Source organism: Actinoplanes subtropicus (assembly GCF_000721705.1).
Taxonomy (GTDB): Bacteria; Actinomycetota; Actinomycetes; order Mycobacteriales; family Micromonosporaceae; genus Actinoplanes; species Actinoplanes subtropicus.
In genome coordinates this window covers 37891-59749 of the sequence record NZ_JOJL01000001.1, presented here as the reverse complement: position 1 = coordinate 59749, position 21859 = coordinate 37891, and the positions used below count along the sequence as shown (strand labels likewise).

Below are 21859 nucleotides of genomic sequence, written 5' to 3'. Positions count from 1 at the left end.
ATCCTTGCACCGGAACGCACGCGATGCCCAGTTGGGCGGCGGTCATCGTCCGGTGAGCAGCGGCAGCACCTGGGCGGCCAGGAAGGCGTCCGCCGGCGCCCCGCTCACCCTGGGCCGGAAGCGCAGCATCGCCTGGAAGGCACCGGCGTGCAGATGATCGCAGCGGCGGAGGTTCACCCTCGGCCGGGCGGTCATCCGCAACCAGGCGGCCAGCTGCTCCACCTCGTCCGCCGTCACCACGCCGGTCAGCGTCGCGGTGGTGTCACCCAACTCGAGCGGCAAGGCCCAGCACCTCCTTCACGTTCAGCACCAGCAGCACCAGCCCGTCGCCGAGCAGGGCGGTGCCGGAGAACTCGTCGGCGTACGCCAGCAGGCCCTCCATCGGCTTGAGGAGCACGTCGACCTCGCGGTGGAACTGCTCGACCAGCAGGCCGGCCCGCCGGCCGCCGACGCTCACGATCAGGATCGCCCGGTCCGCGGACTCCCCATCCGACCGACCCGCCACCACCCTTGAACGGACTGAAGACTCATCCGGCGGCCAGGGCATGTCCAGGGCACGGGCCAGGTCGACGACCGGGACCACCTCGCCGCGCAGCACGATCACGTCCTGGCGCAGGACCCGGTTCATCTCGGCAGCCGGGACGCGGACCGTCTCGGCGACCAGGTCGACCGGAATGCCGAAGCGCTGGCCGGCCACGCTGACCACCAACACCTGGGTGACCGCCATGGACAGCGGCAGGCGCAGCCGGGTCGAGGTGCCCCGGCCGGGCTGCGAGCGCATGGTCACCGAGCCGCCCACCTTCTCCACGCCGGCCCGTACCGCGTCCATCCCGACGCCGCGGCCGGAGAGATCCGACACCTGCTCGACGGTGGAGAACCCGGGCCGGAACAGCAGGTCGACCGCCGCCGGGCCGGCTGTCGTCGCCAGTTCGTCGGCCGAGATCAAGCCGTTCTCGTACGCCGTCAGCCGCACCCGCTCGGGATCGACGCCCCGCCCGTCGTCGGAGATCTCCACCAGCACCGCGTCGCCGTCCGCCGTCGCGGCCAGGGTGATCCTGGCGGTGGCCGGCTTGCCCGCGGCCACCCGCTCGCCGGCCGCCTCCACGCCGTGGTCGAGGCTGTTGCGGACGAGGCGCACGAGCGGGTCGGCGAGCGCCTCGATGACGTCCTTGTCGGCCATCGTGTCCTCCCCCTTCAGGACCAGCTCGACGCTCTTGCCGAGGCGGCGGCTCAGGTCGCGGACCAGCCGCGGGAAGCGGGCGAAGGCCACCGAGAGCGGCAGCATCCGGATGTCCAGCACCGCGGCCTGCAGCTCCTCGGCGATCCGATGCAGGCCGCTGTACTGGTCCTTGATCCGGCGGGCCAGGGCACGGCCGCCCGACTCGTCGGCCGACTGGGCCAGGAAGGTCAGGCCGTTCTTGGCGACGATGAGCTCGCCGACCAGCTCCATCAGGCCTGCCGGCTGGTCTCCGCCAGATCGGCGCGAACCTCCATGATCCGGTTCTGCACCGCCCTGACCAGGTCCTTGATCCGATCGGCGTTCTCGGCCGAGTCCCGGGCCAGGTTGCGGATGTCGGTGGAGACCACCGCGAAGCCCTTGCCGAACTCGCCGGCCCGGGCCGACTCGACCGAGCCGTTCACCGCCAGCATGTTGGTCTGGATCGAGACGGTCGCGATGGCATCGACGATCTTGTCGATCCGACGGGAGATCTGCTCCAGCTCGCTGACCTTGCGGACGTTCTGGATGCCGTCCCGGGCCGCCTGGCCGATCGCCTCGATCATCGAGTCGACCGCGTCCTTGTTGGTGCCCAGCAGCGACAGGATCTGGTCGACCCGCTCGACGGCGGCGCCACCACGCGACCGGGAGAGCTGAGCGCCCCGCTCGATCCGGGCGAGCGACTCGGCGATCTCCTGCACGTTCCCGGCGGCCGTCCGCGCCCCCGAGTTGATCTCGTTGATCGCCCGGTTGATCTGCCCGGCCGCCCGGTTGATCTCCTCGACCGCAGCGGACAACTCCTCCGCCGCGCTCGCCACGTCCTCGGCGTTCCGGGCGATGTCGACGCTGGTCCGCAGCGTCTCGGAGAGCTCGGCCAGGCGTCGGCGGCCTGCTCGCTCTGCCGCAACGCCTGGGTCTGATGGTTGACGGTCTGCAGCGACTCCTCGCACGCGGCCGACTGCTGCTCGGCCGCCACGGCGATCTCCTCGGACCTGGTCCGGGCCGCCCTGGTGGCCTTCCTGGCCTCGTCGGCGGCGGTCGCAATCTCGGTGGCGCCCGCCATGATCGTCCCCATGTCGGCCCGGATCGCCTCCAGCTGCCCGGTGATCGACTTGCCCTTCTCCACCTCGCTCCGGGCGGTCTCGGCGGATGCCTGTACGCCCGAGGCGATGGCGGTGACACTGGCCCGGACCTCGTCGATCAGATCGCGGATCTGGCGGGCGCTGCGCTCGCTGGTCTCGGCGAGCGTGCGCACCTCGTCGGCGACCACGGCGAAACCCTTGCCGTGCTGCCGGGCACGGGCCGCCTCGATCGCCGCGTTGAGGGCGAGAAGGTTCGTCTGGTCGGCGATGTTCGCCACGGTCTTGACGATCTCGCCGATCTCGCTGGCCTGCTTCTCCAGCTCGGTGATCGTCACGACGGAGGCGGCCTGGCGGCTGGAGGCGCTCTCGACGTTGGCGAGCAACCCGTTGATGCCGGTCCGGGTCTCCTGAAGCAGGTTCTGCAACGCCAGGCTGAGCTCGGCGACCTGCCGGGTGGTCCGCTCCTGGCGGCCGATCCGCTCCTCGACCTCGTTCATCGCGGCCAGGCTCTGCTGGGTGGCGCCGGACGCCTCCTCGGCGCCCGCCGAGATCTGCCGCATCGACTCGGTGAGCTGGCGGGACGCCTCGGCCGCCTCGGCATTCTGCGCGGAGATCTCGCCGGTGGCCGAGGCGATCCGCTCGGCCGCCTGCTGCTGCTTGGCCACCGAGCGGGCCTGCCGCCGGCCGGCCTCGGTATCCCCCCTCAGCGGCCGGGTGGACACGGGCGCCGCGACGGGTCGAGCCGGCGATCGGGCGGAATCGCCGCGCCCGGTCGAGGTGCTCGTGGTCAGGGGCATGGCGGTGGTCTCCCGTCTCGGGTGAGCGCTGTGGTGCCCGCGCACGCTGCCGTGCCCGCACACCTGCTCAGGGAAACGCGCTGCCATCTATGGCCCGGCGGTGTTACCTGCGGTTATGTGGTGCCCACCGGGCTTCCCCGCCTACCCGCAGATCGTGGCACCGGCGGTCGTCCCGCCGGGAAGAAATCCACTCACTTGAATCAAAGAGGCGCCCTACTTCTTGGCGGCGGCCTTCATCTCTTTCTTGTACGCCCGGACCTTGCCCAAAGACTCGCCGTCGACGATGTCCGCCACCGATTTGTACGAACCGGCCTCGCCGTAGCCGCCGGCCGCTTCCCGCCAGCCGGCCGGCTCGACGCCGTACTGCTTGCCGAGCAGCGCCACGAAGATCTGCGACTTCTGCTTGCCGAACCCCGGCAGCGAAGCCACCCGCTTGAGCAGCTCACCGCCGTCGGCGACGCCCGCCCAGAGGTTGGCGGCGTCGCCGTCATAGTCCTCGACAAGCGCCCGGCAAACCTCCTGCACCCGAGCGGCCATGGCCTTGGGAAACCGATGCAACGCCGGCGGCTCGGCAAAAACGGCCACCAGGCGCTCCGAATCGAACTCAGCAATCTCCACGGCCGTGGGAGCATGCCCGAGCCGCTGAGCCAGCACGTACGGCGAGGTGAAAGCCTTCTCCAACGGAATCTGCTGATCCAGAACCATCCCGATGAGCAGCGCCAGCGGGTCACTGGAGAGCAGCTTGTTGGCCTCGGCATCGATCGGCAGGCTGAGCGTCATGGCCCTATCTTGCCGCCACAACCCACCTCAGGTCGCCCACCCCCACCCGATTTTCCAACGCCCACCCTGACTTGCCCCGGCGTCGAGCGCCCCCGGCCACCACCGGCCGCTCAGCCGCCGTCCGCCCCTCGGCCCCGGGCGGTCAGCGAAGGCCGGCCTCGTAGGCGGCGACCACCAGCTGCGCCCGGTCCCGAGCGTTGAGCTTGGTCAGCAGGCGGCTGATGTGCGACTTCACCGTCCCGATGCTGACGTGCAGGTCGGCGGCGATCTCCTCGTTGGAGCGTCCCCGCGCGATCAACTCCAACACCTCGAGCTCGCGGGCCGTGATATCCGGCAGCGGGCTCACCTGCCGCTCCGGCTGCGACACGTAGGCCGTGATCAGCCGCCGAGTAGCCGCCGGCGTCAACAGCGCCTCCCCGGCCGCCACCACCCGGATGGCCCGAATCAGATCCTCCGGCAACACCTCCTTCAGCAGGAACCCGCTGGCACCCGCCCGGATCGCCCCGAACACGTACTCGTCAAGGTCGAACGTCGTCAGGACGATGACCCGCGTAGCCAACCCGGACCCACTCTGGCAAATCTCCCGAGTCGCCTCGATGCCACTCATCTCGGGCATCCGCACGTCCATCAGAATCACATCCGGCTTCTCCCGGCGTGCAACCTCGACTGCCTCCCGCCCGTTGGCCGCCTCGCCGACGCACGAAAGCCCCGGCGTGTGGTCGATCAGCAGCCGGAAGCTAGCCCGCAACAGCGCATGGTCATCCGCCAGCGCCACCCGCACCACGTCCTCAACCGCACCCACCAGATCACCCCCAGTCACCGCGCCACACACGTCACCACAGGCCATGCCTGCCCGCACTCCACCACTGGTCACGGCAACCCGGGCAGCACCGCCGCTCATGGCCCCCGCAGCGCCACCAGCCACAAGGCGCCGCGCCTCACCTCCGCGGGTCACAGCACTCAGCACCTCACCCCCGGCCGAAGCAGCCCGCACCTGAACGCCGCCGGTCAGGGCACCTCGCGCCTCACCACCGGCCGAAACAGCCCCCACCTCGCCGCGTGTCATGGCGGTCCGCGCGTCATCACCAGCCACACCACCCCGCACCTCACCACCGCCGGTCAGGGCGGCTCGCGGCCCACCACCGCCGGTCAGGGCGGCTCGCGGCTCACCACCGCCGGTCAGGGCGGCTCGCGGCTCACCGCCGCCGGTCAGGGCGGCTCGCGGCTCACCACCGCCGGTCAGGGCGGCTCGCGGCCCAACGCCGCCGGTCGGGGCAGTCCGTGCCGCGTCGCTGGTCAGGGCGGCTCGCGGCCCAACGCCGCCGGTCGGGGCAGTCCGTGCCGCGTCGCTGGTCATGGCGCGTACCGCAAGGTCGTCGCGACCGCCCAGCCGCCGGCCGGCGACGGACCGGCGACGAGGTCGCCGCCGAACAACGCGGCCCGCTCACGCATGCCGATCAAGCCCTGCCCGTACCCCTGCTCCTTCGGCCTGGCCGAGCCGTCGTCGGTCACCTCGAGCCGCAGCTCTCCCTGCCGATTGTCGATGTCGACCCGGCACGTCGTCGCCTGGGCGTGCTTGATGACGTTGGTGAGCGCCTCCTGCACCATCCGGAAGACTGCCACCCCGACACCTTCCGGCACCTCGGGAGCGCCCCGCACCTCAAGCTCCACGGCGAGCTTCGCGGAGCGCGCGGACTCCACGAGACCGCCGAGATCGGCCAGCCCGGGCGTCGGCGCGACGACCGCCTCGGCCCGCAACGCCCCGAGCGCCCGGCGCAGCTCGACCAAGGCGTCGCGGCTGGTGGCCGCGATGACCCGCAGCGACTCGCGCATCTCCTGCGGCTGGTCGTCGGCGATATGGTCGGCCACCGTGGCGCGCACCGCGATCACGCTCATGTTGTGCGCCACGATGTCGTGCAGATCGCGCGCGATACGCAACCGTTCCTGGCCGAGCGCCAGCTCGGTGGCCTGCGCCGCGCTGCGGGCGGCGTATGCCCGCCGCTCACGCACGGTCAGCCCGACCGTCCAACAGGCACCGAGCACCCAGAGGATCAAGAACACCTCGAACGGTTGCCGCACCGCCCACGCGAACGCCACGCCGGCCACCGCAAGGCAGACCAGAACGAGCCGCACCGAGCGCCGCACCTCGACATCGGTGCCCACGGTGTAAAGGACAAGCGCCAGCACGGTCGTCGGCACAGCGCCGGCAAAGTCGGGGATCACCCCGCTCGCCAGAGACGCGGAGGCCATCAGCAGCCCCGCCCACGCGGCTGGCGCCGGCCACAGGCGGCGGACCGCCAACGGCACCGCGAGCAGGACCCCGGTGGTGACCGAGAGCCAGCCCGGCTCGTGCCAGACCGGCCGCGGAGGCAGCGGCGCCGCGCTGGCAGCGAGCCAGCCGAGCACGGCGGCCGCCGCGGCCAGCAGCGCGTCGAAGGCGAGCAACTGGCCGCGGCTCAATCCGCGGAGAAGCACGGAGGGCTCGGCGGTCGTCATGCCGCGACATTAACGAGGCGAGCCGCGTTGCGCGTCGGACCAGGGTCCGATGTTTGCGATCTCCGAATGTGGACCTGGGTCTGACGACATCGAGGGTGCCCAGCCGCAATCCTCGATGGCCATGACGACACCGATGGTCTCGCTACGTGATCTGCGCAAGGAGTATCGCGCCGGCTCCGACCTGGTCACCGCGCTCGACAGGGTCACGGTCGACCTGCCGGCCGGCACCTTCACGGCGGTGATGGGCCCCTCCGGCTCCGGGAAGTCCACCTTGCTGCATTGCGCCGCCGGGCTGGATCGGCCGACCTCGGGCGAGGTGGTGCTCGACGGCGTTGCCCTGACCCGGCTCGACGAGACCGGTCTGACCGTCCTGCGCCGCGAGCGGGTGGGCTTCGTCTTCCAGGCGTTCAACCTGATCTCTTCGCTCACCGCCGGGCAGAATGTGGCTCTTCCGGCCCGCCTCGCCGGCCGCCGCGTCGACCCGGCCGAGCTCGGCGCGGCGCTGGCGCGGGTCGGCCTCGCGGATCGCGCCCGCCACCGGCCGGTCCAGCTCTCCGGTGGCCAGCAGCAGCGGGTCGCGATCGCCCGCGCGCTGGTCACCAGCCCGGCCGTGTTGTTCGCCGACGAGCCGACCGGCGCGCTCGACGCGCAGACCTCCCGCCAGGTGCTCGCCCTGCTCCGCGGCCTGGTCGACGAGCGCGGCCAGACGATCGTGATGGTCACCCACGATCCGGTGGCGGCCGCGGTCGCCGACCAGGTGCTGCTGCTGGCCGACGGCCGCCTGATCGACCGGCTCGACGCCGCCTCCGCGGAGTCGATCGCGACCCGCATGGCCGCGGTGGAGGCGACATGCTGACGCGCGACCGGCTGGGTGCCTTCGTCGCCGTCCTTTTCGGTACGGCGGTCGTCGCACTCACGTTGACCCTGCTCGCATCGGCCAAGCCACGCCTGCCCGACCGTTATGCGGCGATCGCGGTGGCCGTGCGAAGTCCGGGCGTGACCACGTCGGCCGATCCGTTCCCCGAGCCTCGCCCGTGGTCCTCCACCGAGGCGATCACGCTGACCGCGCGGCTGGCCGCGATCCCCGGTGTCACCGCGGCGATCCCCGACCGCCGCTTCTACGCCCAGCCGGTGATCGACGGCAAACCGCTCCCCGCCGCCGAGGAGGCACACGGTTGGGCCAGCGCGACATTGGCGTCCGATCGCCTGGTCGCCGGTCGGCCCGCGCGAGCCGACCGCGAGGCCGTGCTCTCCCGGCGATGGCGTGTCCCGGTCGGCGACACGGTGACGATCCTGACCGCGACCGGTCCGGCTCGATGGACCGTCACCGGTCTGATCGACGCCGAACGGCTCTACGTTTCGGACGCGACTGCTGCCCGGCTGTCCCCCGGCGTTCGGATGATCGGGCTCACCGGCCATCCCGAGGTGGCCCGCGTCCGCGCGGTCGCCGCCGGAGCGACCGTGCTGCACGGCGTCGCGCTGGGCGATCTCGAGCCACGGGCCGACGCCCGCACCCGCTGGATCGGCCTGCAGGTGCTCAGCGCCATGGCGGCCCTGGCGGCGTTCGCCTGTGTCTTCGTCATCGCTTCGACCGCGGCTCTCATGGTCCACCAACGACGGCGCGAGATCGGGCTGCTACGCGCCACCGGCGCCACTCCTGGCCAGATACGGCGATCGGTCATGCGCGAGGCGGCAGGCGTCGGCACCGTCGCGGGCCTGGCCGGGACGACCCTGGGCCTGCTCCTGGCCCCGCTCGTCGGGCGGGTTCTGGTCGGCACGGGGTTCGAGCCGGCGTCCTTCACCGTCGGCGTGCACCTTTGGCCGGTCGCGGCGGGCCTGCTGGCCGGGCCGTGCGTCGCGGTCGTCGGCTCGCTGACCGCGGCCCGCCGGGCGGCCAAGGTGGGGCCGCTGGAGGCACTGCGGCAGGCGGAGGTCGAGACCACGCCGATGTCCCGGTCGCGCTGGATCGTGGGCCTGCTCTTCACGACCGCCGGGGTGGCCGCGGGCCTGGCCACCACGACGACCGACGATCTGTCCGATCTCGGCACGTTCGCCCTGGCGGGCGCGATGGCGTTGGTGGTCGGCGCGACCGCTCTCGCGCCGGCAGCGGTGCCCCCGCTCGTGCGGGCCTTGCTCCGGCCGGCGCGCGGGCCGATCGGCATGGTGATGCGGGAGAGCGCCCTGACCGGTGCCCGGCGGACCGCCTCGACCGCTGCGCCGGTGCTGCTGACCGTGGCGTTCGCGGTATTCATCGCCGGCAACGTGCAGACCTCGGCGGATGCCTACGCGGGCCGTCGAGTCGAGGCGGCCCGGGCCGGCTCGGTGCTGGTGCCCGCCGGCACACCGGGGCTGAGCGACGCGGCGGCGCCCACCGCTCCGCTGCACACCGTGCTCTACCTGAACGACACGGCGGTGCCTGCCGTCGGCGTCGACCCCGCCGTGACGCCAGCCTTGGCGGCGCCGCAAACCGTGGTGGTGAACGAATCAAGGGCGTCACAACTGCAGGTGGGGCTCGACGACACGATCGAGGTGACCTTCGCCGACGGAGTCGGGACGCCGTTGCGGGTTGTCGGCGTCGCCGCGGACAACGCGCTGCCGGCCGAGCTGGTGGTCGGCCGCGCTACGGCTCGGCAGCACGACCCATCGGCTCTGGCCACGGCCCTACCGCTGCCCGGCGGGACGGCCCCGGTGAACGAGTTCGGCGCCCGGGTCGTCGGCGTCGAAACCTACGCCCGCCAAGCCGACGCCGAGGACGACCGGCTCGTCTGGATCTTCACGATGCTCCTGATCGAAGTGTCCGTCGGATACGGCGCACTCGCCGTCGCCAACACGCTGTTCATGGCCACCGCCCGGCGCGCGCCGGACTACCGCCTACTTCGGCTCGCCGGAGCGACCCCACGCCAGGTCCTGCTCGCGATCGCCGGCGAGTCCGCGGTGGTCGTCGCCGTGGGTGCGACGCTCGGTGGCGTGGCCGCGGTTCTCGCCCTGTGGGGCAGCACGGCCGGCCTGCGGGAGCAGACCGGGAACCCGGTGCCGATGAGCATCCCGTGGCCGACCGCGGCGATCGCGGTCTCCGCCTGTCTCCTTCTCGCCCTCGCGGCCGCCGTGCTGCCGGCGTGGTCGAGGCTGGCGCGCTTCGAGCCGATCCAGGAGCTGTCATGACCGCTCACGAGACGAACTCGGGCGTCTCGGTGCCGAAAATGGTTCCGTCCGGGTCGGAGATGACCGCTTTTGGCACGCCGGCATCATGCCCCGGGGCCGACAACCGCCTAACGCCGAGCGACGCGGGCCACACAGCCCGCCCGAGCGACGCGGGCCACACAGCCCGCCCGAGCGACGCGGGCCACACAGCCCGCCCGAGCGACGCGGGCCACAGAACACGCCGTGCGACGCGGGTCACAGAGACGGCGGTCGTGGGGCGGGTAATGCTGATTGGCGGGTTCACGCGCCCGTTCCGGGCGGATAGCGTCGCAGCGTGGCACGGCCCTCGGTCCACCGGTGGCCGGTTCGTAGGAGGGACAGGACAGTGAGCGACTCGTACGAGAGCATCGAGCGGGAGATCGCCGGCAGCGACTACGGTCCGGGGGTCTTTGACGAGCCGGAGACCTACCGGCCGGAGAAGGGCGACGACGACCCCGGTCTGTCCAGCACGCTTCCCGCGGGCAGCGACGTCGACCAACTGCAGGACGGCGGCCCCCACCCCGAGCACGGCGTGCTGACCACCACCGGCGGCACGGCCGGGCCGAACAGCTTCCGGACGCACCCGCGCTCGGGTCCCGGCGTCGCCAACACGACCACCGGGGACGCCACCACCGGCGCCCTGGAGACCCCGGTCGACAGCTACACGAGCGACGCCAGCAGCACCGCGATCGACTGACACCGTGGCAGCAGGCGGCGACAACGCGCCACCAACCGACGACACCAGGACGCCAGCCGACGACGGCACGACACCAGGCCGCGATAGCACAACACCAGGCGACAACGGCACGACGTCTGGCCGCGATAGCACAACACCCGCCGGCGTCGGGATGCCGCCGGCCGCCGACGGTCGTGACTGCCTTGGCGATGCCATAAGACGGGCCGCGAGCGGTGACCCGTTCGCGGCCGGGCGGGAGGCCGACGTCTTCCTTCTGGACGACGTCCGCGTCCTGCGGCGGTACCGGTACGCGACCGACACGACCCACGAGGCCGAGGTCATGGCCCACGCCGCGGGCCACGGCTACCCCGTCCCGGCCGTGCATGCCGCAAACGGGAGCGACATGGTCCTCGAGCGACTGCGAGGCCCGACCATGGCACAGGCGGGCTTGGCCGGCGAGATATCCCTTCCCGAGTGCGCCGCCATCCTGGCCGAGCTGCTCCGGCGACTGCACGAGCTGCCAGCACGGTCCGGCCACGGGGGCAGCACGATCGTGCACCTCGACCTGCATCCCGAGAACGTGCTGCTCACCGAGCGCGGCCCGGTGGTCATCGACTGGCGCAATGCGGGCGACGGTCCGGCGGATCTGGACACCGCTCTGACTGCGCTGATCCTCGCCCAGGTCGCCATCGGCTCGATCAAGCACCCGCTCGGAGCAGCCGCCGGCGAGCTGCTCGACCGTTTCCTCGAGCTGGCGCCCGGCGACCCGACCCGCCTGCTCGACGACGCCGTAGCCCTGCGCCGCCGCCAGCTGACGATGTCCCCCGAGGAGATCGGGGCACTCGACACCGCCGCCGCCCGAGTACGACACGCAAACGCCGACCGCCCGGCGGGAGAAATTCCCACCCGGCGGTCGTGAAGTAGAACCGGTCGTGAAGCAAAAGCGATCGTGACGCAAAGCGATCGTGACGCAAAACCGGTCGTGAGGCTGACAAGCGAACACCGGGTCAGCCGGCGTACGCCTCCAGACGCGAGGCCCGCTCCGGGTCCCGCAGCTTGAGCATCGTCACCTTCTCGATCTGGCGGATGCGCTCCCGGGACAGACCGAACTCGCGACCCACCTCGTCGAGGGTGCGCTGGCGGCCGTCGTCGAGACCGAAGCGGAGGCGGATCACCGCGGACTCGCGCTCGGAGAGCGTAGCCAGCACGATCTCCACCTCGTTGCGGAGTTCGCCCTGGCCGATGCTGTTGGCCGGGTTGCCGGAGTCGACCGCGGCCACGAAGTCGCCGAGCGCGCTCTCGCCGTCCTCGCCGACGGCCTGGTCCAGGCTGACCGGCTCGCGGTCGTACGACGGGATGCGGATCGTGCGGGCCTGGTCGGCCATCGCCCGGGTGATCGCCTGCCGGATCCACCACGTCGCGTACGTGGAGAATTTGTAGCCCTTGGTGTAGTCGAACTTCTCCACCGCGCGGATCAGGCCCAGGTTGCCCTCCTGGATCAGATCCAGGAACGCCATCCCTCGGCCGGTGTACCGCTTGGCGATGCTGACCACGAGCCGCAGGTTGGCCTCGAGCAGGTGGTTCTTGGCGGCCTTGCCCTCGGCGACGATGATCTCGAGAAGCGGTGCGAGGTCGTCGCCGGCCTCGGCCAGCTTCTCCTCCGCGTACAGCCCGGCCTCGATGCGCTTGGAAAGCTCGACCTCCTCGACGGCGGTCAGCAGGCGAGTCCGCCCGATGCCGTTCAAGTAGGCCCGCACCAGGTCGGCGGAAACGCCGCGCTCGTCCGTCGCGTCCAGGTCGGTCAGGAGCTCGACACCGTCGGTCATGATGTTGTCGGCGGTAACCACCGCCGCTGACTCCGACGCCTTCATCTGCAGGACCACCTTTCAGTCCCCTCCCCGCTGATAACCGTCTCGTGCGTTCCCAGCCGCATTCGTGCCGGTGATCGATAGCTTGGCCCGGGACGCGTTAAGCGGAGGTGAGGCAAGCGTCCAGGTGGCATGAATCAGGGAGAACCCTGACGTCGCCAAGCCGACATGTGGGTGGAATGCCGGATCTGGGATGTTGTGGTGCGCCGATAATGTCCTTCAAACGCCGTCCGGGAAGGTTCGGTTCATGGTCTTCAGGCGAATGTTGCAGGCGATGGGTGTGGGTGGTCCGTCGGTAGAGACGGAGCTGGTCGACCCGAACTGCCGGCCGGGCGGCTTCCTCGAGGGCCAGGTGCGCGTCGTCGGCGGCGACCACGCCGTCGACGTGGAATATCTCGCCGTCGGCTTGATCACCCGGGTCGAGGTGGAGACCGGCGACAGCGAGTACAACACCGATCAGGAGTTCCAGCGGCAGCGGCTGACCGGCTCGTTCCGGCTCGATCCGCACGCGCACTACGACGTGCCGTTCCACTTCGACGTGCCGTGGGAGACGCCGATCACCGAGGTCTACGGCCAGCACCTGCACGGGATGACCATGGGCCTGACCACCGAACTCGAGGTGGCACGCGCCGTCGACAAGTCGGATCTCGACGCGGTCGCCGTGCACCCGCTGCCCGCGCAGGAACGGATCCTCGATGCGCTGCTGCGGCTCGGCTTCCGGTTCAGCCGGGCGGATGTCGAGCGCGGCCGCGTCTACGGGGCCGAGCAGCAGCTCCCGTTCTACCAGGAGATCGAGTTCTACCCGCCGTCGGCCTACGCGAGCGGCATCAACCAGCTGGAGCTGACCTTCATCGCCACGCCGCGGCGCCTCCAGGTCATCCTCGAGATCGACAAGCGCGGCGGGCTGTTCGGCGAGGGCCACGACGCGTTCGGCAAGTTCGACGTCGACTACCCGACCGTCGACGAGGTGGACTGGGCCGGCCAGCTGGACAACTGGCTACGGCAGTCCGCCCAGCGACGCGGCCTGTATTTCTAGATCTCCAACAGCAGCGTCCGCGGCCCGACGTTGACGCTCTCCACCAGCATGTGCGCCCGAAATCTGCCGGTTTCCACGGTCGCGCCCCGGGCACGCAAAGCCTCGACATACGCATCGACCAGCGGTTCGGCGATCTCGGCGGGGGCCGCGGCGCTCCAGGTGGGTCGCCGCCCCTTCCGCGCGTCGCCGTAGAGCGTGAACTGGCTGATCACCAGCAGCGGCGCCCCGACGTCGGACGCGGACGCCTCGTCGTCAAGAATGCGCAGCTCATACGTCTTGCGTGCCAACTCGGCCGCCTTGGCCACCGTGTCGTCGTGCGTGACCCCGACCAGCACCAGCAGGCCCTCCCCGATCTTCCCGACGACCTCGTCGTCGACCGTCACGCTCGCCCGGCTGACGGTCTGCACCACGGCCCGCATAAAACCCCATTTCGCCTACGCTTCGTCTTACTCACTCTTTCAAAAGGCCCATACCGTACGAGGCGAGCCCGCCGCCAACCGCAAAGCGTTCCGCCCCCGCCGCGCACCGCGAGCCAGCTGCAACACCGGGCCGCAGCGCGACCGCCGGGCTGAAGTGGGGGCTCACCCCGGGAACTCATGCGTTGTACAGCCGTCGGGGGCCGGTGTCCGGCCGGGGGTTGGGCGGGCCCAGCTCGGTGGCGACGTGCAGGACCGAGACGCCGTCCGGGCGGGCCAGAATCGGGTTCAGCATCATCGACCGCAGCCGCGGGTGATCGTCGGCCACGCGGCCCACGCGCAGGAGCAGGTCGATCAGGGCCGCACGGTCGACCGGCGCCGACCCGCGGTAGCCGTGCAGCAGGGGCGCCGCTCGCGGCTCGTCGACCAGGGCCTCGGCCGAGCGGTCGGTCAGCGGGGCCGCCCGCCAGGCCAGGTCGCCGAGCAGCTCGCTGGCGACGCCGCCCAGGCCGAAGCCGACCACCGGGCCGAATGCCGGGTCCTCCACCACCTCGATCACCGTGGCCACGCCGGGCGCGACCATCGTCTGAACCAGCACCTCCGGCCCGAAGAGGGTGGACAGGTCGCGATAGGCCGCGCGCACGTCGCCCTCGTCGGCCAGCGCCAGCCGCACCGCACCCAGGTCGATCCGGTGCCGCAGCGCGCCGCCGGCCGCCTTGAGCGCCACCGGGTAGCCCAGCGACGAGGCCGCCTCGATCGCCGCCTCGACCGAGTCGGCCAGCGTGGACGGCACCACCTCGATGCCGTACGCGGCGAGCAGCTTCGAGGGCGGGCCGTCGAGGTCGGCCGCGGACGGGTCCACATCGGACAGCACCGGCAGGACCCCGGGCGGGCGCCGCAGCCAGTCCGCGTAGTTCGCTACCCGGGCCAGGGCGCGCACCGCCTCCTCCACCGACGGGTAGGACGGGACGCGCGGCGGCAGGTTCCCGAGCAGGAACGTGGCCACCGTCGGTTTCTCGCCGGCCAGCGCCACGCTCGCCAGGGCGGCGGCGAAGTCGGCATCCTCGTCGGGGAGCTGGCCCGGCAGCGGCGGGGCGAAGACGACGACCAGCGCGTCGGCCCGCTCGTCGACCGCGGCGTCGGCCAGCGCGTCGGCGAAGTCGTGCGCGCCGGCCTGCGGGCTGATGTCGTGCGGATAGCCCTCGGCCACCACCAGCCCGGCCGCGCGGCAGGCCGCCACCGCCAGCTGGGACAGCGCCGACGAGTTGCCGACCACCGCGACCCGTCGCCCGGCCGGCAGCGGTTGGTGGGCCAGGAGCAGGCCGACGTCGAACAGCTCCGCCACCGTGTCGACCCGGATCACGCCGGACCGGGCGAACAGGGCGGTCACCGCGTTCGCATCGGGCGTCGGCAGGTCGCCGGCCAGGCCGGCCGGGCGGGTCGCCGAGGCCACCGCCACCACCGGTTTGACCCGGGACATGCGCCGGGCGAGCCGGGCGAACTTGCGCGGGTTGCCGAACGTCTCCAGGTAGAGCAGCACCACGTCGGTGCCCGGATCGTCCTGCCAGTACTGCAGGAGGTCGTTGCCGGACACGTCGGCCCGGTTGCCGGCCGAGACGAAGCTGGACAGGCCCAGGCCGCGGCGGTCGGCCTCGGCGAGCAGGGCCACGCCGAGGGCACCGGACTGGCTGAAGAACCCGACCCGCCCGGCCGCGGGCAGCGACGGCGCGAGCGTGGCATTCAGACGTACGGCCGGGTCGGCATTGGCAATCCCCATGCTGCTCGGCCCCACCACGCGCAACCCCGCTTCGTGCGCGCGTTCGACCAGCGCCCGCTGGGAGGCGGCGCCGTCGGCACCGGCCTCGGCGAAGCCGGCCGAGACGACCACGATGCCGCCCGCCCCACTGGCCGCCGCATCCTCGACCGCCTCGCCCACCGCCTCGGGCGGGACCGCGATCAGCGCCAGGTCGACGGCGACGCCGGCCTCGGTGGCCGACCGGTACGCCGGGAGGCCGGCCACCCGTTTCGCCCGGCGGTGGACCGGCACGATCGTCCCGGTGAAGCCGCCGTCGCGCAGGTGCCCGAGCATCGCCGCGCCGATGCCCTGCCCGCTGGCGCTGGCCCCGTAGACCGCCACCGCCCGGGGCGCGAGCAGCCGGGCGATCGAGCGCGCCTCGGTACGCTGCTCCCGCGATTCCTGCACCTCGCGGGATTTCTCGGTCGGCTCGATCGGGAACTCGAGGTGCACCACGCCATCCGCATAGCGCCGCTGGATCTGATAGCCGAAGTCGCTGAACACGCGCAGCATGCCGCCGTTCTCCGGCAGCACCTCGGCGACGAAGCGGGTGATGCCGTTTTCCCGGGCCGCGTCGGCGAGGTGCTCGAGCAGCACCGAGCCGATGCCCCGGCCCTGATACGCGTCCTCCACCACCAGCGCGACCTCGGCCTCGGGCGAGTCGTGGCCGAGGCGTTCGTACCGGCCGACGGCCGTGATGCGCGGGCCGCTGACCGTGATGAACGCCTCGCGGTCGCGGTGGTCGACGTTGACGAACCGCTCGAGGTCGCGCTCGGGGATGCGCGGGTAGGGCGAGAAATACCGCAGGTAGCGCGTGCGCTCGCTCATCCGGGAGTGGAACTCCACAATGGCCGGTGCGTCGTCGGGGCGGATCTGCCGCAGGTGCGCGGCCGAGCCGTCGGAAAGCAGGACATCCGCGTTTTTCTCCACGACGGCTCCTCTAGTCGCGGGGGTCGTGCGGGTCGAGGCCGTGCAGCGGGAAAACGGCCACCCGGGTGGCCAGGATCGCGCGGTCGACCGCGTCGGGCGTGGTGCCCGGCTCCCACGGCTCGATCACCGGATCGACCCCGTCGGTCATCGTCTCGGGCACCTCACGGCCGGGGCACCGCTCGGCTGCGAATTTTCGCCAGGCCGCCGGCGTGCGGGTCGCCGGGTCGAGCGGCTCGCCGGTGGCCACCGCCAGCAGGTGGGTCCAGGCCCGCGGGACGACCTCGACCAGCGCATAGCCCCCGCCGCCGGTGGCCACCCACCGGCCGTCGCACAGCTCGTCGGCCAGGCCGCGCATCGCCAGGTAGGCCGCGCGCTGGCCGTCGACCGACAACCGCAGGTCGGCGAGCGGATCGAGGCGATGGGCGTCGGCGCCGCACTGGCTGAAGACGATCTCGGGGGCGAAGGCACGCACGACCGACGGCACGATCGCGTGGAAGGCGCGCAGCCAGCCGGCGTCGGAGGTGGCGGGTGGGAGTGGCACATTCACCGCCGTGCCCTCGGCGGCCGGCCCGCCGATCTCGTCGGCGAACCCGGTGCCCGGGAAGAGCGCGAGCGGCGACTCGTGCAGGCTGATCGTGAGCACCCGCGGGTCGTCGTAGAAGGCGGCCTGCACACCGTCGCCGTGGTGGACGTCGACGTCGATATAGGCGACCCGCTGGGCGCCGCGGTCGAGCAGCCGGGCGATCGCGACCGCGGGGTCGTTGTAGACGCAGAAGCCGGCCGCGCGGGCCGTCATCGCGTGATGCAGCCCGCCCGCCACGTTGACCGCGCGGGTGACCGCGCCATCCCAGACGGCATCGGCCGCGGCGATGCTGGCGCCGACGATCCGCGCGGACGCCTCGTGCATCCCGTCGAAGACCGGGTTGTCCGGCGTGTTGAGCCCCCAGCCGTGGAAGAACGGATCGCTCGGGGCGAGGCGGACGGCATCGAGATAGTCGGCCCGGTGGACCCGGGTCAGCTCCTCGTCGGAGGCCGGGCGCGGAGTGATCATCTGCACCCCGGGCCGGTCGAAGAGGCCCAGCTCGCGGGCGAGCGCCATGGTCAGCTCGACGCGCACCGGATTGAGCGGATGGTCGCCCATGTCGTAATCGAGCAGGGCTTGATCCCACACCACGGCGGTCGTCCGGTCTGCCATGAGCTCATGCTGCCACGGGCCCCCGACAGTTTTGTCGTCGTCTACCGTGACCAGGTGTGGCATGGAGGGTGGGGAGTCTCGCCGAGCTGGCGGCTGCCGGCCTGACCTACCCGGAGGCCGGCGTCAGCCGCGACCGGCAGTCACCCTCCGGTTATCGAGTCGTGCGGCGCGACGTCATCATCGGAAGGGGAAGGCCGGCGTTCGAGCGGGCCGCCGACGGACTCCTGAGCTGGCAGATGCACCGCGGAGCGGGATTCCGCATCACGGCCTCCGCCTCGGAAGTCGCCGACGGCGTCACAGTGTTGCTGAGAGCCGGATGGCTCGCCATCCCTTGCCGCGTGGTCTACACCCTCGACGAGACGTCTCGGCGGGGATTCGCCTATGGGACGCTGCCCGGGCATCCGGAACGGGGCGAGGAGGCGTTCGTGGTCGAAACGAACGATACGGGCGAAGTGCGCTTCCGCATCTGGGCGTTCAGTCGTCCGGCGTCGCTCCTCGCCCGGGCCGGCGGCCCCCTCACCCGTCTCGTCCAGCAGTACGCGACGAGCCGCTATGTGGCCGCGATGCGCGACCTCGCCGACGGGACCGCGGTCGAGTGACGGCCTTGCGTCGCACCCAGCGCATCCGAAAAGGCGGGACTTGTGCTCACGCGTACGGTATCGGGCTTTTGCGGGGTTGATCGGGAAGGTCGAGGAGGCTCTCCAGGTCGTCGACCACCATCTGACCCGCGGCCTGAGGTGGCAGCACGAACTTGTAGCCGACCTGCCGCACCGTGCCGATCATCGACTCGTATTCGCTGCCGAGCTTCGCGCGGAGGCGTCGGATATGAACGTCGACGGTGCGGTGACCGCCGAAGTAGTCGTAGCCCCACACCTCTCGCAGCAGCTGATCCCGGGTGAACACTCGGCCCGGATGCTGCGCGAGGAACTTCAACAGCACGAACTCCTTGTACGTGAGGTCGAGTGGGCGTCCTTTGAGTTTCGCGGCGTACGTCTCGGGGTCGATGGTGAGCTCACCGGTGTTGACCAGCCCACCCGGCGTGTTACCCGCGTCGCTCGCGATCCGGGTCACGCTCAGGCGGAGCCGCGCCTCGACTTCGGCGGGGCCGGCGGTCGCCAGTACGACGTCGTCGACTCCCCAGTCGTCGTTGACCGCGACCAGTCCGGCCTCCTCCAGCACGGCGAGCAGCGGAACCCGGATGCCGGTGGAACGCAGCATCCGGCAGGTGCCTCGGGCCTCGGCCAGCGTGCGGCGAGCGTCCACCAGCACGACATCGGGATCGGGACCGGACACCAGCGCGGCCACGTCGTGCCCGGCGACGCGCAGCCCGTGCGACAGCAGATCGAGTGCGGGCAGCACCCGGCGTGCCGGCTCACCGCGGAACTGAGCTGTCAGTACCAGAATCTCCACGTGGTTCCACCTCTCCGCCGGCCGGAAGTCCAGCTTCGACGCAGCATGCAGCGCCAATGTTTCGGTTCCGTGGTCACGTGTTACAGCCTTGCATCGCGCCCAGCGCATCCGAAAAGGCGGACTTGGGCTCACGCGTACGATGTCGGGCTTTTGGTCGACGGCCCCCGGCGGATTTGACCGAGGCCGTTTCGGGCCGTCCATCACCCTCCGTTAACAGGGTAATATTTGCAGCTGGGAGGGCCGCACCGTGAATGATCTTGTAGATACGACGGAGATGTATCTCCGTACCATCCTTGAGCTCGAGGAGGAGGGCGTTCCGCCGCTGCGCGCGCGCATCGCTGAGCGCCTGCACCAGAGCGGCCCGACGGTGAGCCAGACGGTGGCCCGGATGGAGCGCGACGGTCTGTTGACCGTCGAGGGTGACCGGCACCTGGTGCTGACCGGGGCCGGCCGGGTCGCGGCCGTCGCCGTCATGCGCAAGCACCGGCTCGCCGAGTTGCTGCTGGTCAACGTCATCGGCATGCCGTATGAGGAGGCCCACGAGGAGGCCTGCCGCTGGGAGCACGTGATGAGCGACCAGGTCGAGCGCAAGGTCTACGAGTTGCTCAACCGGCCGACCCGCTCGCCGTACGGTAATCCGATCCCCGGTCTCGACAAGCTGGGCCAGCCCGACGAGCAGTCCGACGAGACCGTGCCCGGCCCGGGCGAGCGTAACCTGGCGTTCCCGGGGCTGACCGGCAGCGTCGTGGTACGCCGCATCTGCGAGAGCGTGCAGACCAACGCCGACGTGCTGCGCCAGCTGCACGCGGCCGGCATCGACCCGGGCACGACGGTGACCGTCGCCCAGGAGCGCGACGCCGTCACCATCGACCGCTCGGGCGACAAGATCCGGCTGCCGCGCGAGGTGGCGTCCCGCGTCTTCGTCGCAGCCCACTGAAAACCGACTAACCGTTGGTGGTGTCCATCGCCTTCGCCAGGGTCAGCAGGTTGTTGTTCATCGCGGTCACGTCGGCGGCCTTGGCATCCTTGGCGAAGGTGAAGCGCAACGTCTGCAACTGCTTCGCCTCGCTGAGCCAGCCGATCTCCACGGTCGGCCCGTGCCCGCCGCTCGCCGCCGTGTTGAGGCGGTAGGCGGCCAGGCCCAGGCCCTTGAGCGTGGCCGCGTTCTTCGGCTTGAGGTCGGAGAGGAACAACGCGGCGCCCGCCTGGGTGCTCTCCACCACGGAGAGCGCCAGGTCGGGCCAGTCCTGGCCGACCGTCTGCACCACGCAGGTGGAGGTTTCGTCGGCCTGGCCCGAGGCGGCCACGTCGAAGGTCACGCCGATCTTCGACTTGATGAAGGCGTAATCCCACAGGATGCAGGCGCCGCCGGCCGAGGCCGCGGGCTCTTCGGCCAGCCCGACCGGGGGTAGCGCCTCGCCTTCCTTGGCGGCCTCGGCGCGGTTGTCGCAGGCGCTCAGGCTGAGGAGCAGGGCGGCGCCGAGCACGACGGAACGGGAACGCACGAGTGATCCTCCCGAGGGTTTCGGGGCACACCGTACTTTGCCGGGCGTTCGGAAGAAAGCCCGAGGACGTCCCGATTCGCTTGACACCACTCGTCAAGTAGCATGGCGTGGTGACCGACCTCGTCGACCAGATCGTGCGCCTGCTCGACGTGCGCCTGCTCGACCCGCTCGAGGTGCTGCTCGACGGCGACGACGCGGTGGCGGCGCTGCGCGAGCTGGTGCGGCGGCGCGCTCGCCGCTGGGCCGACACCATCCGGAACGGCGACGATCGGGCGGCCACGATGACCGCCGCCCGGCTGATCGCCACGCTGTATCCGAGCGACCGCGCCTTCGACCCGCCCGCCGAGTGGTGGGCCACCCCGCTCGGCCAGGCGGTGGCGGTCCGCGCCGGGCATCCGTGGGCCGAGTCGGTCTCGTATGCCACCGCCGGCGCGATGCTCGGCATCACCCGCCAGGGCGTGCACGACCTGGTGCGACGCGGCCGCCTGCCGCGCCATCCGGACGGCGGGGTGCCGTCGTCCGCCGTCCGCGACCGGTTGCGGGCCCGCGACGACCACGATCCAGAGGAGACACCGTGATCAACGACCGCCTGATCGACGCCGGGGAGCTTCCGCTCGCGGTCCGCGACTTCGGCGGCGACGCCCCGCCGCTGCTGCTCCTGCACGGCGCCGGCGGCAACCTCGCCCAGATGACCACGCTGGCCCGCGCGCTGCGCCCGCACCACCGAGTGGTCACGATGGACCTGCGCGGCCACGGCCGCTCCGGCGACGGCGCCTGGAGCTGGGACGCTGCGCTCGGCGACCTGGCCGCGGTCTGCGTCCAGCTGGAGCTGGAGCGACCGGCCGTGGTCGGTCACTCGCTCGGCGGGATGCTGGCCGCGCTCTGGGGCCAGCGGCACCCCGAGGCGCCCGGCGTGGTGAGCCTCGACGGCAATCCGCCGCCCACCCGGCCCGGCCAGCTGCCCGGCATGGACCCGGCGAAGGCGGCCGCCGAGCTGGCCCGGCTGCACGCGATCTTCGACCGGATGGCGGCGACCGCGGGCGCGGTGATCCCGGCCGACCAGCTGCCCGACCTGGTCGAGCGACAGCAGATGGCGGCCCGCGACATGGGCGCGAACGAGAAGGTGTGGATCGAGGGCTTCCGCCGCAACCTCGTGCACGAGAACGGCGAGACCTCGACCCGCCCGTCCGCGGCGACCACGGCGCAGCTGCGGACGCTGATGAACGAGCTGGAGCTGGGCCCGGTCTACGCCGCCACGACCTGCCCGGAGTTGCTGGTGTTGCCCACCCGCGATCTGCCCGAGCAGGAGCCCTTCGCGGAGCTCTACGCGGCCCACCGCCGCTACGTCGTCGACCAGGCCGCGGCCGCCGGCCACGTCCGCTATCTCTCCCTGGCGGACGCGTCGCACGCGATGGTGGTCGAACAACCAACCGTCCTGGCCGCCCTGATCACCGATTTCCTCTCGGCGAATCGCTGA

At 71.6% G+C, this 21859-nt stretch carries 22 protein-coding genes and 1 pseudogene; 10 read left to right on the top strand and 13 right to left on the bottom strand.

All coding sequences use genetic code 11. The annotated features are described in order from the left end of the window. Positions 1-42 precede the first annotated feature (42 nt). The 4 genes and pseudogenes from IH26_RS0100265 to IH26_RS62545 form a co-directional block, all read right to left on the bottom strand. The gene (locus IH26_RS0100265; RefSeq protein ID WP_051807151.1) at positions 43-282 is read right to left on the bottom strand and encodes a hypothetical protein; all 240 of its coding nucleotides are present in this window, start codon (positions 280-282) and stop codon (positions 43-45) included. Continuing rightward, the gene (locus IH26_RS0100260; protein WP_245664848.1) at positions 263-1450 is read right to left on the bottom strand and encodes a chemotaxis protein CheA; all 1188 of its coding nucleotides are present in this window, start codon (positions 1448-1450) and stop codon (positions 263-265) included. The genes IH26_RS0100265 and IH26_RS0100260 overlap by 20 nt, the downstream gene beginning before the upstream one ends. Then, on the bottom strand, positions 1450-2034 hold the full coding sequence (locus IH26_RS62550; protein ID WP_245664847.1) for a methyl-accepting chemotaxis protein: 585 nt from the start codon (positions 2032-2034) through the stop codon (positions 1450-1452). Before IH26_RS62550 ends, IH26_RS0100260 begins: the two co-directional genes overlap by 1 nt. 242 nt (positions 2035-2276) lie before the next feature. Then, positions 2277-2795: pseudogene (locus IH26_RS62545) on the bottom strand (methyl-accepting chemotaxis protein); the annotation flags it as partial. On the opposite strand from IH26_RS62545, the gene IH26_RS62540 reads away from it, so the two are divergent. After that, a complete protein-coding gene (locus tag IH26_RS62540; RefSeq protein ID WP_245664878.1) occupies positions 2752-3120 on the top strand; it encodes a hypothetical protein in 369 nt (122 codons plus the stop codon). The pseudogene IH26_RS62545 and the gene IH26_RS62540 overlap by 44 nt on opposite strands. 188 nt (positions 3121-3308) lie before the next feature. Here IH26_RS62540 and IH26_RS0100250 read toward each other — a convergent pair whose 3' ends face one another. From IH26_RS0100250 to IH26_RS0100240, 3 genes are all read right to left on the bottom strand, one after another. Next, on the bottom strand, positions 3309-3875 hold the full coding sequence (locus IH26_RS0100250; RefSeq protein WP_030434022.1) for an HhH-GPD-type base excision DNA repair protein: 567 nt from the start codon (positions 3873-3875) through the stop codon (positions 3309-3311). Between the two features lie 142 nt (positions 3876-4017). After that, positions 4018-5232, bottom strand: coding sequence for a response regulator (locus IH26_RS64165; RefSeq protein ID WP_342668239.1), 1215 nt, complete (start codon positions 5230-5232; stop codon positions 4018-4020). Continuing rightward, the gene (locus tag IH26_RS0100240; protein WP_030434020.1) at positions 5229-6371 is read right to left on the bottom strand and encodes a sensor histidine kinase; all 1143 of its coding nucleotides are present in this window, start codon (positions 6369-6371) and stop codon (positions 5229-5231) included. The genes IH26_RS64165 and IH26_RS0100240 overlap by 4 nt, the downstream gene beginning before the upstream one ends. 121 nt (positions 6372-6492) lie before the next feature. Here IH26_RS0100240 and IH26_RS0100235 point away from each other — a divergent pair, with 121 nt between their 5' ends. The 4 genes from IH26_RS0100235 (at position 6493) to IH26_RS0100220 (ending at position 11146) form a co-directional block, all read left to right on the top strand. Continuing rightward, a complete protein-coding gene (locus IH26_RS0100235; RefSeq protein ID WP_030434019.1) occupies positions 6493-7227 on the top strand; it encodes an ABC transporter ATP-binding protein in 735 nt (244 codons plus the stop codon). After that, the gene (locus tag IH26_RS0100230; protein WP_030434018.1) at positions 7221-9533 is read left to right on the top strand and encodes an ABC transporter permease; all 2313 of its coding nucleotides are present in this window, start codon (positions 7221-7223) and stop codon (positions 9531-9533) included. The genes IH26_RS0100235 and IH26_RS0100230 overlap by 7 nt, the downstream gene beginning before the upstream one ends. A gap of 364 nt (positions 9534-9897) precedes the next feature. Further along, positions 9898-10248, top strand: coding sequence for a hypothetical protein (locus tag IH26_RS0100225; RefSeq protein WP_030434017.1), 351 nt, complete (start codon positions 9898-9900; stop codon positions 10246-10248). A 151-nt stretch (positions 10249-10399) separates the two neighbouring features. Continuing rightward, positions 10400-11146, top strand: a complete 747-nt coding sequence (locus tag IH26_RS0100220) for a phosphotransferase (protein WP_084598527.1) — start codon at positions 10400-10402, stop codon at positions 11144-11146. Positions 11147-11234: 88 nt separating this feature from the next. Here the strand turns inward: IH26_RS0100220 and IH26_RS0100215 are convergent, their stop codons facing one another. Further along, positions 11235-12053 carry a sigma-70 family RNA polymerase sigma factor gene (locus IH26_RS0100215; RefSeq protein WP_030434015.1) on the bottom strand — a complete coding sequence of 273 codons (819 nt, stop codon included), beginning with the start codon at positions 12051-12053 and terminating at the stop codon, positions 11235-11237. Between the two features lie 289 nt (positions 12054-12342). Here IH26_RS0100215 and IH26_RS0100210 point away from each other — a divergent pair, with 289 nt between their 5' ends. Next, positions 12343-13131, top strand: coding sequence for a sporulation protein (locus IH26_RS0100210; protein WP_030434014.1), 789 nt, complete (start codon positions 12343-12345; stop codon positions 13129-13131). On the opposite strand, the gene dtd is transcribed toward IH26_RS0100210, so the two are convergent. From dtd to IH26_RS0100195, 3 genes are all read right to left on the bottom strand, one after another. Beyond that, on the bottom strand, positions 13128-13550 hold the full coding sequence (gene dtd, locus IH26_RS0100205; protein ID WP_030434013.1) for a D-aminoacyl-tRNA deacylase: 423 nt from the start codon (positions 13548-13550) through the stop codon (positions 13128-13130). The genes IH26_RS0100210 and dtd overlap by 4 nt on opposite strands. A 175-nt stretch (positions 13551-13725) precedes the next feature. Beyond that, a complete protein-coding gene (locus IH26_RS0100200) occupies positions 13726-16272 on the bottom strand; it encodes a bifunctional acetate--CoA ligase family protein/GNAT family N-acetyltransferase (RefSeq protein WP_030434012.1) in 2547 nt (848 codons plus the stop codon). A 10-nt stretch (positions 16273-16282) separates the two neighbouring features. After that, positions 16283-17467, bottom strand: coding sequence for an acetoin utilization protein AcuC (locus IH26_RS0100195; protein WP_030434011.1), 1185 nt, complete (start codon positions 17465-17467; stop codon positions 16283-16285). A gap of 68 nt (positions 17468-17535) precedes the next feature. On the opposite strand from IH26_RS0100195, the gene IH26_RS0100190 reads away from it, so the two are divergent. After that, complete coding sequence (locus tag IH26_RS0100190; protein ID WP_030434010.1) at positions 17536-18066, top strand: DUF1990 domain-containing protein; 531 nt, start codon at positions 17536-17538, stop codon at positions 18064-18066. A gap of 46 nt (positions 18067-18112) precedes the next feature. On the opposite strand, the gene IH26_RS0100185 is transcribed toward IH26_RS0100190, so the two are convergent. Next, positions 18113-18877: a winged helix-turn-helix transcriptional regulator gene (locus IH26_RS0100185; RefSeq protein WP_084598526.1), complete on the bottom strand. Its 765-nt coding sequence runs from the start codon at positions 18875-18877 to the stop codon at positions 18113-18115. A gap of 247 nt (positions 18878-19124) precedes the next feature. Between IH26_RS0100185 and IH26_RS0100180 the strand changes: the two genes are divergently transcribed. After that, positions 19125-19814 (top strand): iron-dependent transcriptional repressor DtxR, encoded by a 690-nt coding sequence (locus IH26_RS0100180; RefSeq protein ID WP_030434008.1) that lies wholly within the window; start codon positions 19125-19127, stop codon positions 19812-19814. A gap of 7 nt (positions 19815-19821) precedes the next feature. On the opposite strand, the gene IH26_RS0100175 is transcribed toward IH26_RS0100180, so the two are convergent. Next, positions 19822-20382, bottom strand: coding sequence for a hypothetical protein (locus IH26_RS0100175; RefSeq protein ID WP_030434007.1), 561 nt, complete (start codon positions 20380-20382; stop codon positions 19822-19824). Positions 20383-20492: 110 nt separating this feature from the next. On the opposite strand from IH26_RS0100175, the gene IH26_RS0100170 reads away from it, so the two are divergent. Beyond that, positions 20493-20960 carry a hypothetical protein gene (locus IH26_RS0100170; RefSeq protein WP_157436963.1) on the top strand — a complete coding sequence of 156 codons (468 nt, stop codon included), beginning with the start codon at positions 20493-20495 and terminating at the stop codon, positions 20958-20960. Next, positions 20957-21859, top strand: a complete 903-nt coding sequence (locus tag IH26_RS0100165) for an alpha/beta fold hydrolase (protein WP_030434005.1) — start codon at positions 20957-20959, stop codon at positions 21857-21859. The genes IH26_RS0100170 and IH26_RS0100165 overlap by 4 nt, the downstream gene beginning before the upstream one ends.

Excerpts from the sequence above, each read along its gene's own strand:
- IH26_RS0100260 (WP_245664848.1), bottom strand. The coding sequence starts at position 1,450 with ATGGAGCTGGTCGGCGAGCTCATCGTCGCCAAGAACGGCCTGACCTTC.
- IH26_RS0100250 (WP_030434022.1), bottom strand. The coding sequence starts at position 3,875 with ATGACGCTCAGCCTGCCGATCGATGCCGAGGCCAACAAGCTGCTCTCC.
- IH26_RS64165 (WP_342668239.1), bottom strand. The coding sequence starts at position 5,232 with ATGACCAGCGACGCGGCACGGACTGCCCCGACCGGCGGCGTTGGGCCG.
- IH26_RS0100240 (WP_030434020.1), bottom strand. The coding sequence starts at position 6,371 with ATGACGACCGCCGAGCCCTCCGTGCTTCTCCGCGGATTGAGCCGCGGC.
- IH26_RS0100235 (WP_030434019.1), top strand. The coding sequence starts at position 6,493 with ATGACGACACCGATGGTCTCGCTACGTGATCTGCGCAAGGAGTATCGC.
- IH26_RS0100230 (WP_030434018.1), top strand. The coding sequence starts at position 7,221 with ATGCTGACGCGCGACCGGCTGGGTGCCTTCGTCGCCGTCCTTTTCGGT.
- IH26_RS0100220 (WP_084598527.1), top strand. The coding sequence starts at position 10,400 with ATGCCGCCGGCCGCCGACGGTCGTGACTGCCTTGGCGATGCCATAAGA.
- IH26_RS0100215 (WP_030434015.1), bottom strand. The coding sequence starts at position 12,053 with ATGACCGACGGTGTCGAGCTCCTGACCGACCTGGACGCGACGGACGAG.
- IH26_RS0100210 (WP_030434014.1), top strand. The coding sequence starts at position 12,343 with ATGGTCTTCAGGCGAATGTTGCAGGCGATGGGTGTGGGTGGTCCGTCG.
- dtd (WP_030434013.1), bottom strand. The coding sequence starts at position 13,550 with ATGCGGGCCGTGGTGCAGACCGTCAGCCGGGCGAGCGTGACGGTCGAC.
- IH26_RS0100195 (WP_030434011.1), bottom strand. The coding sequence starts at position 17,467 with ATGGCAGACCGGACGACCGCCGTGGTGTGGGATCAAGCCCTGCTCGAT.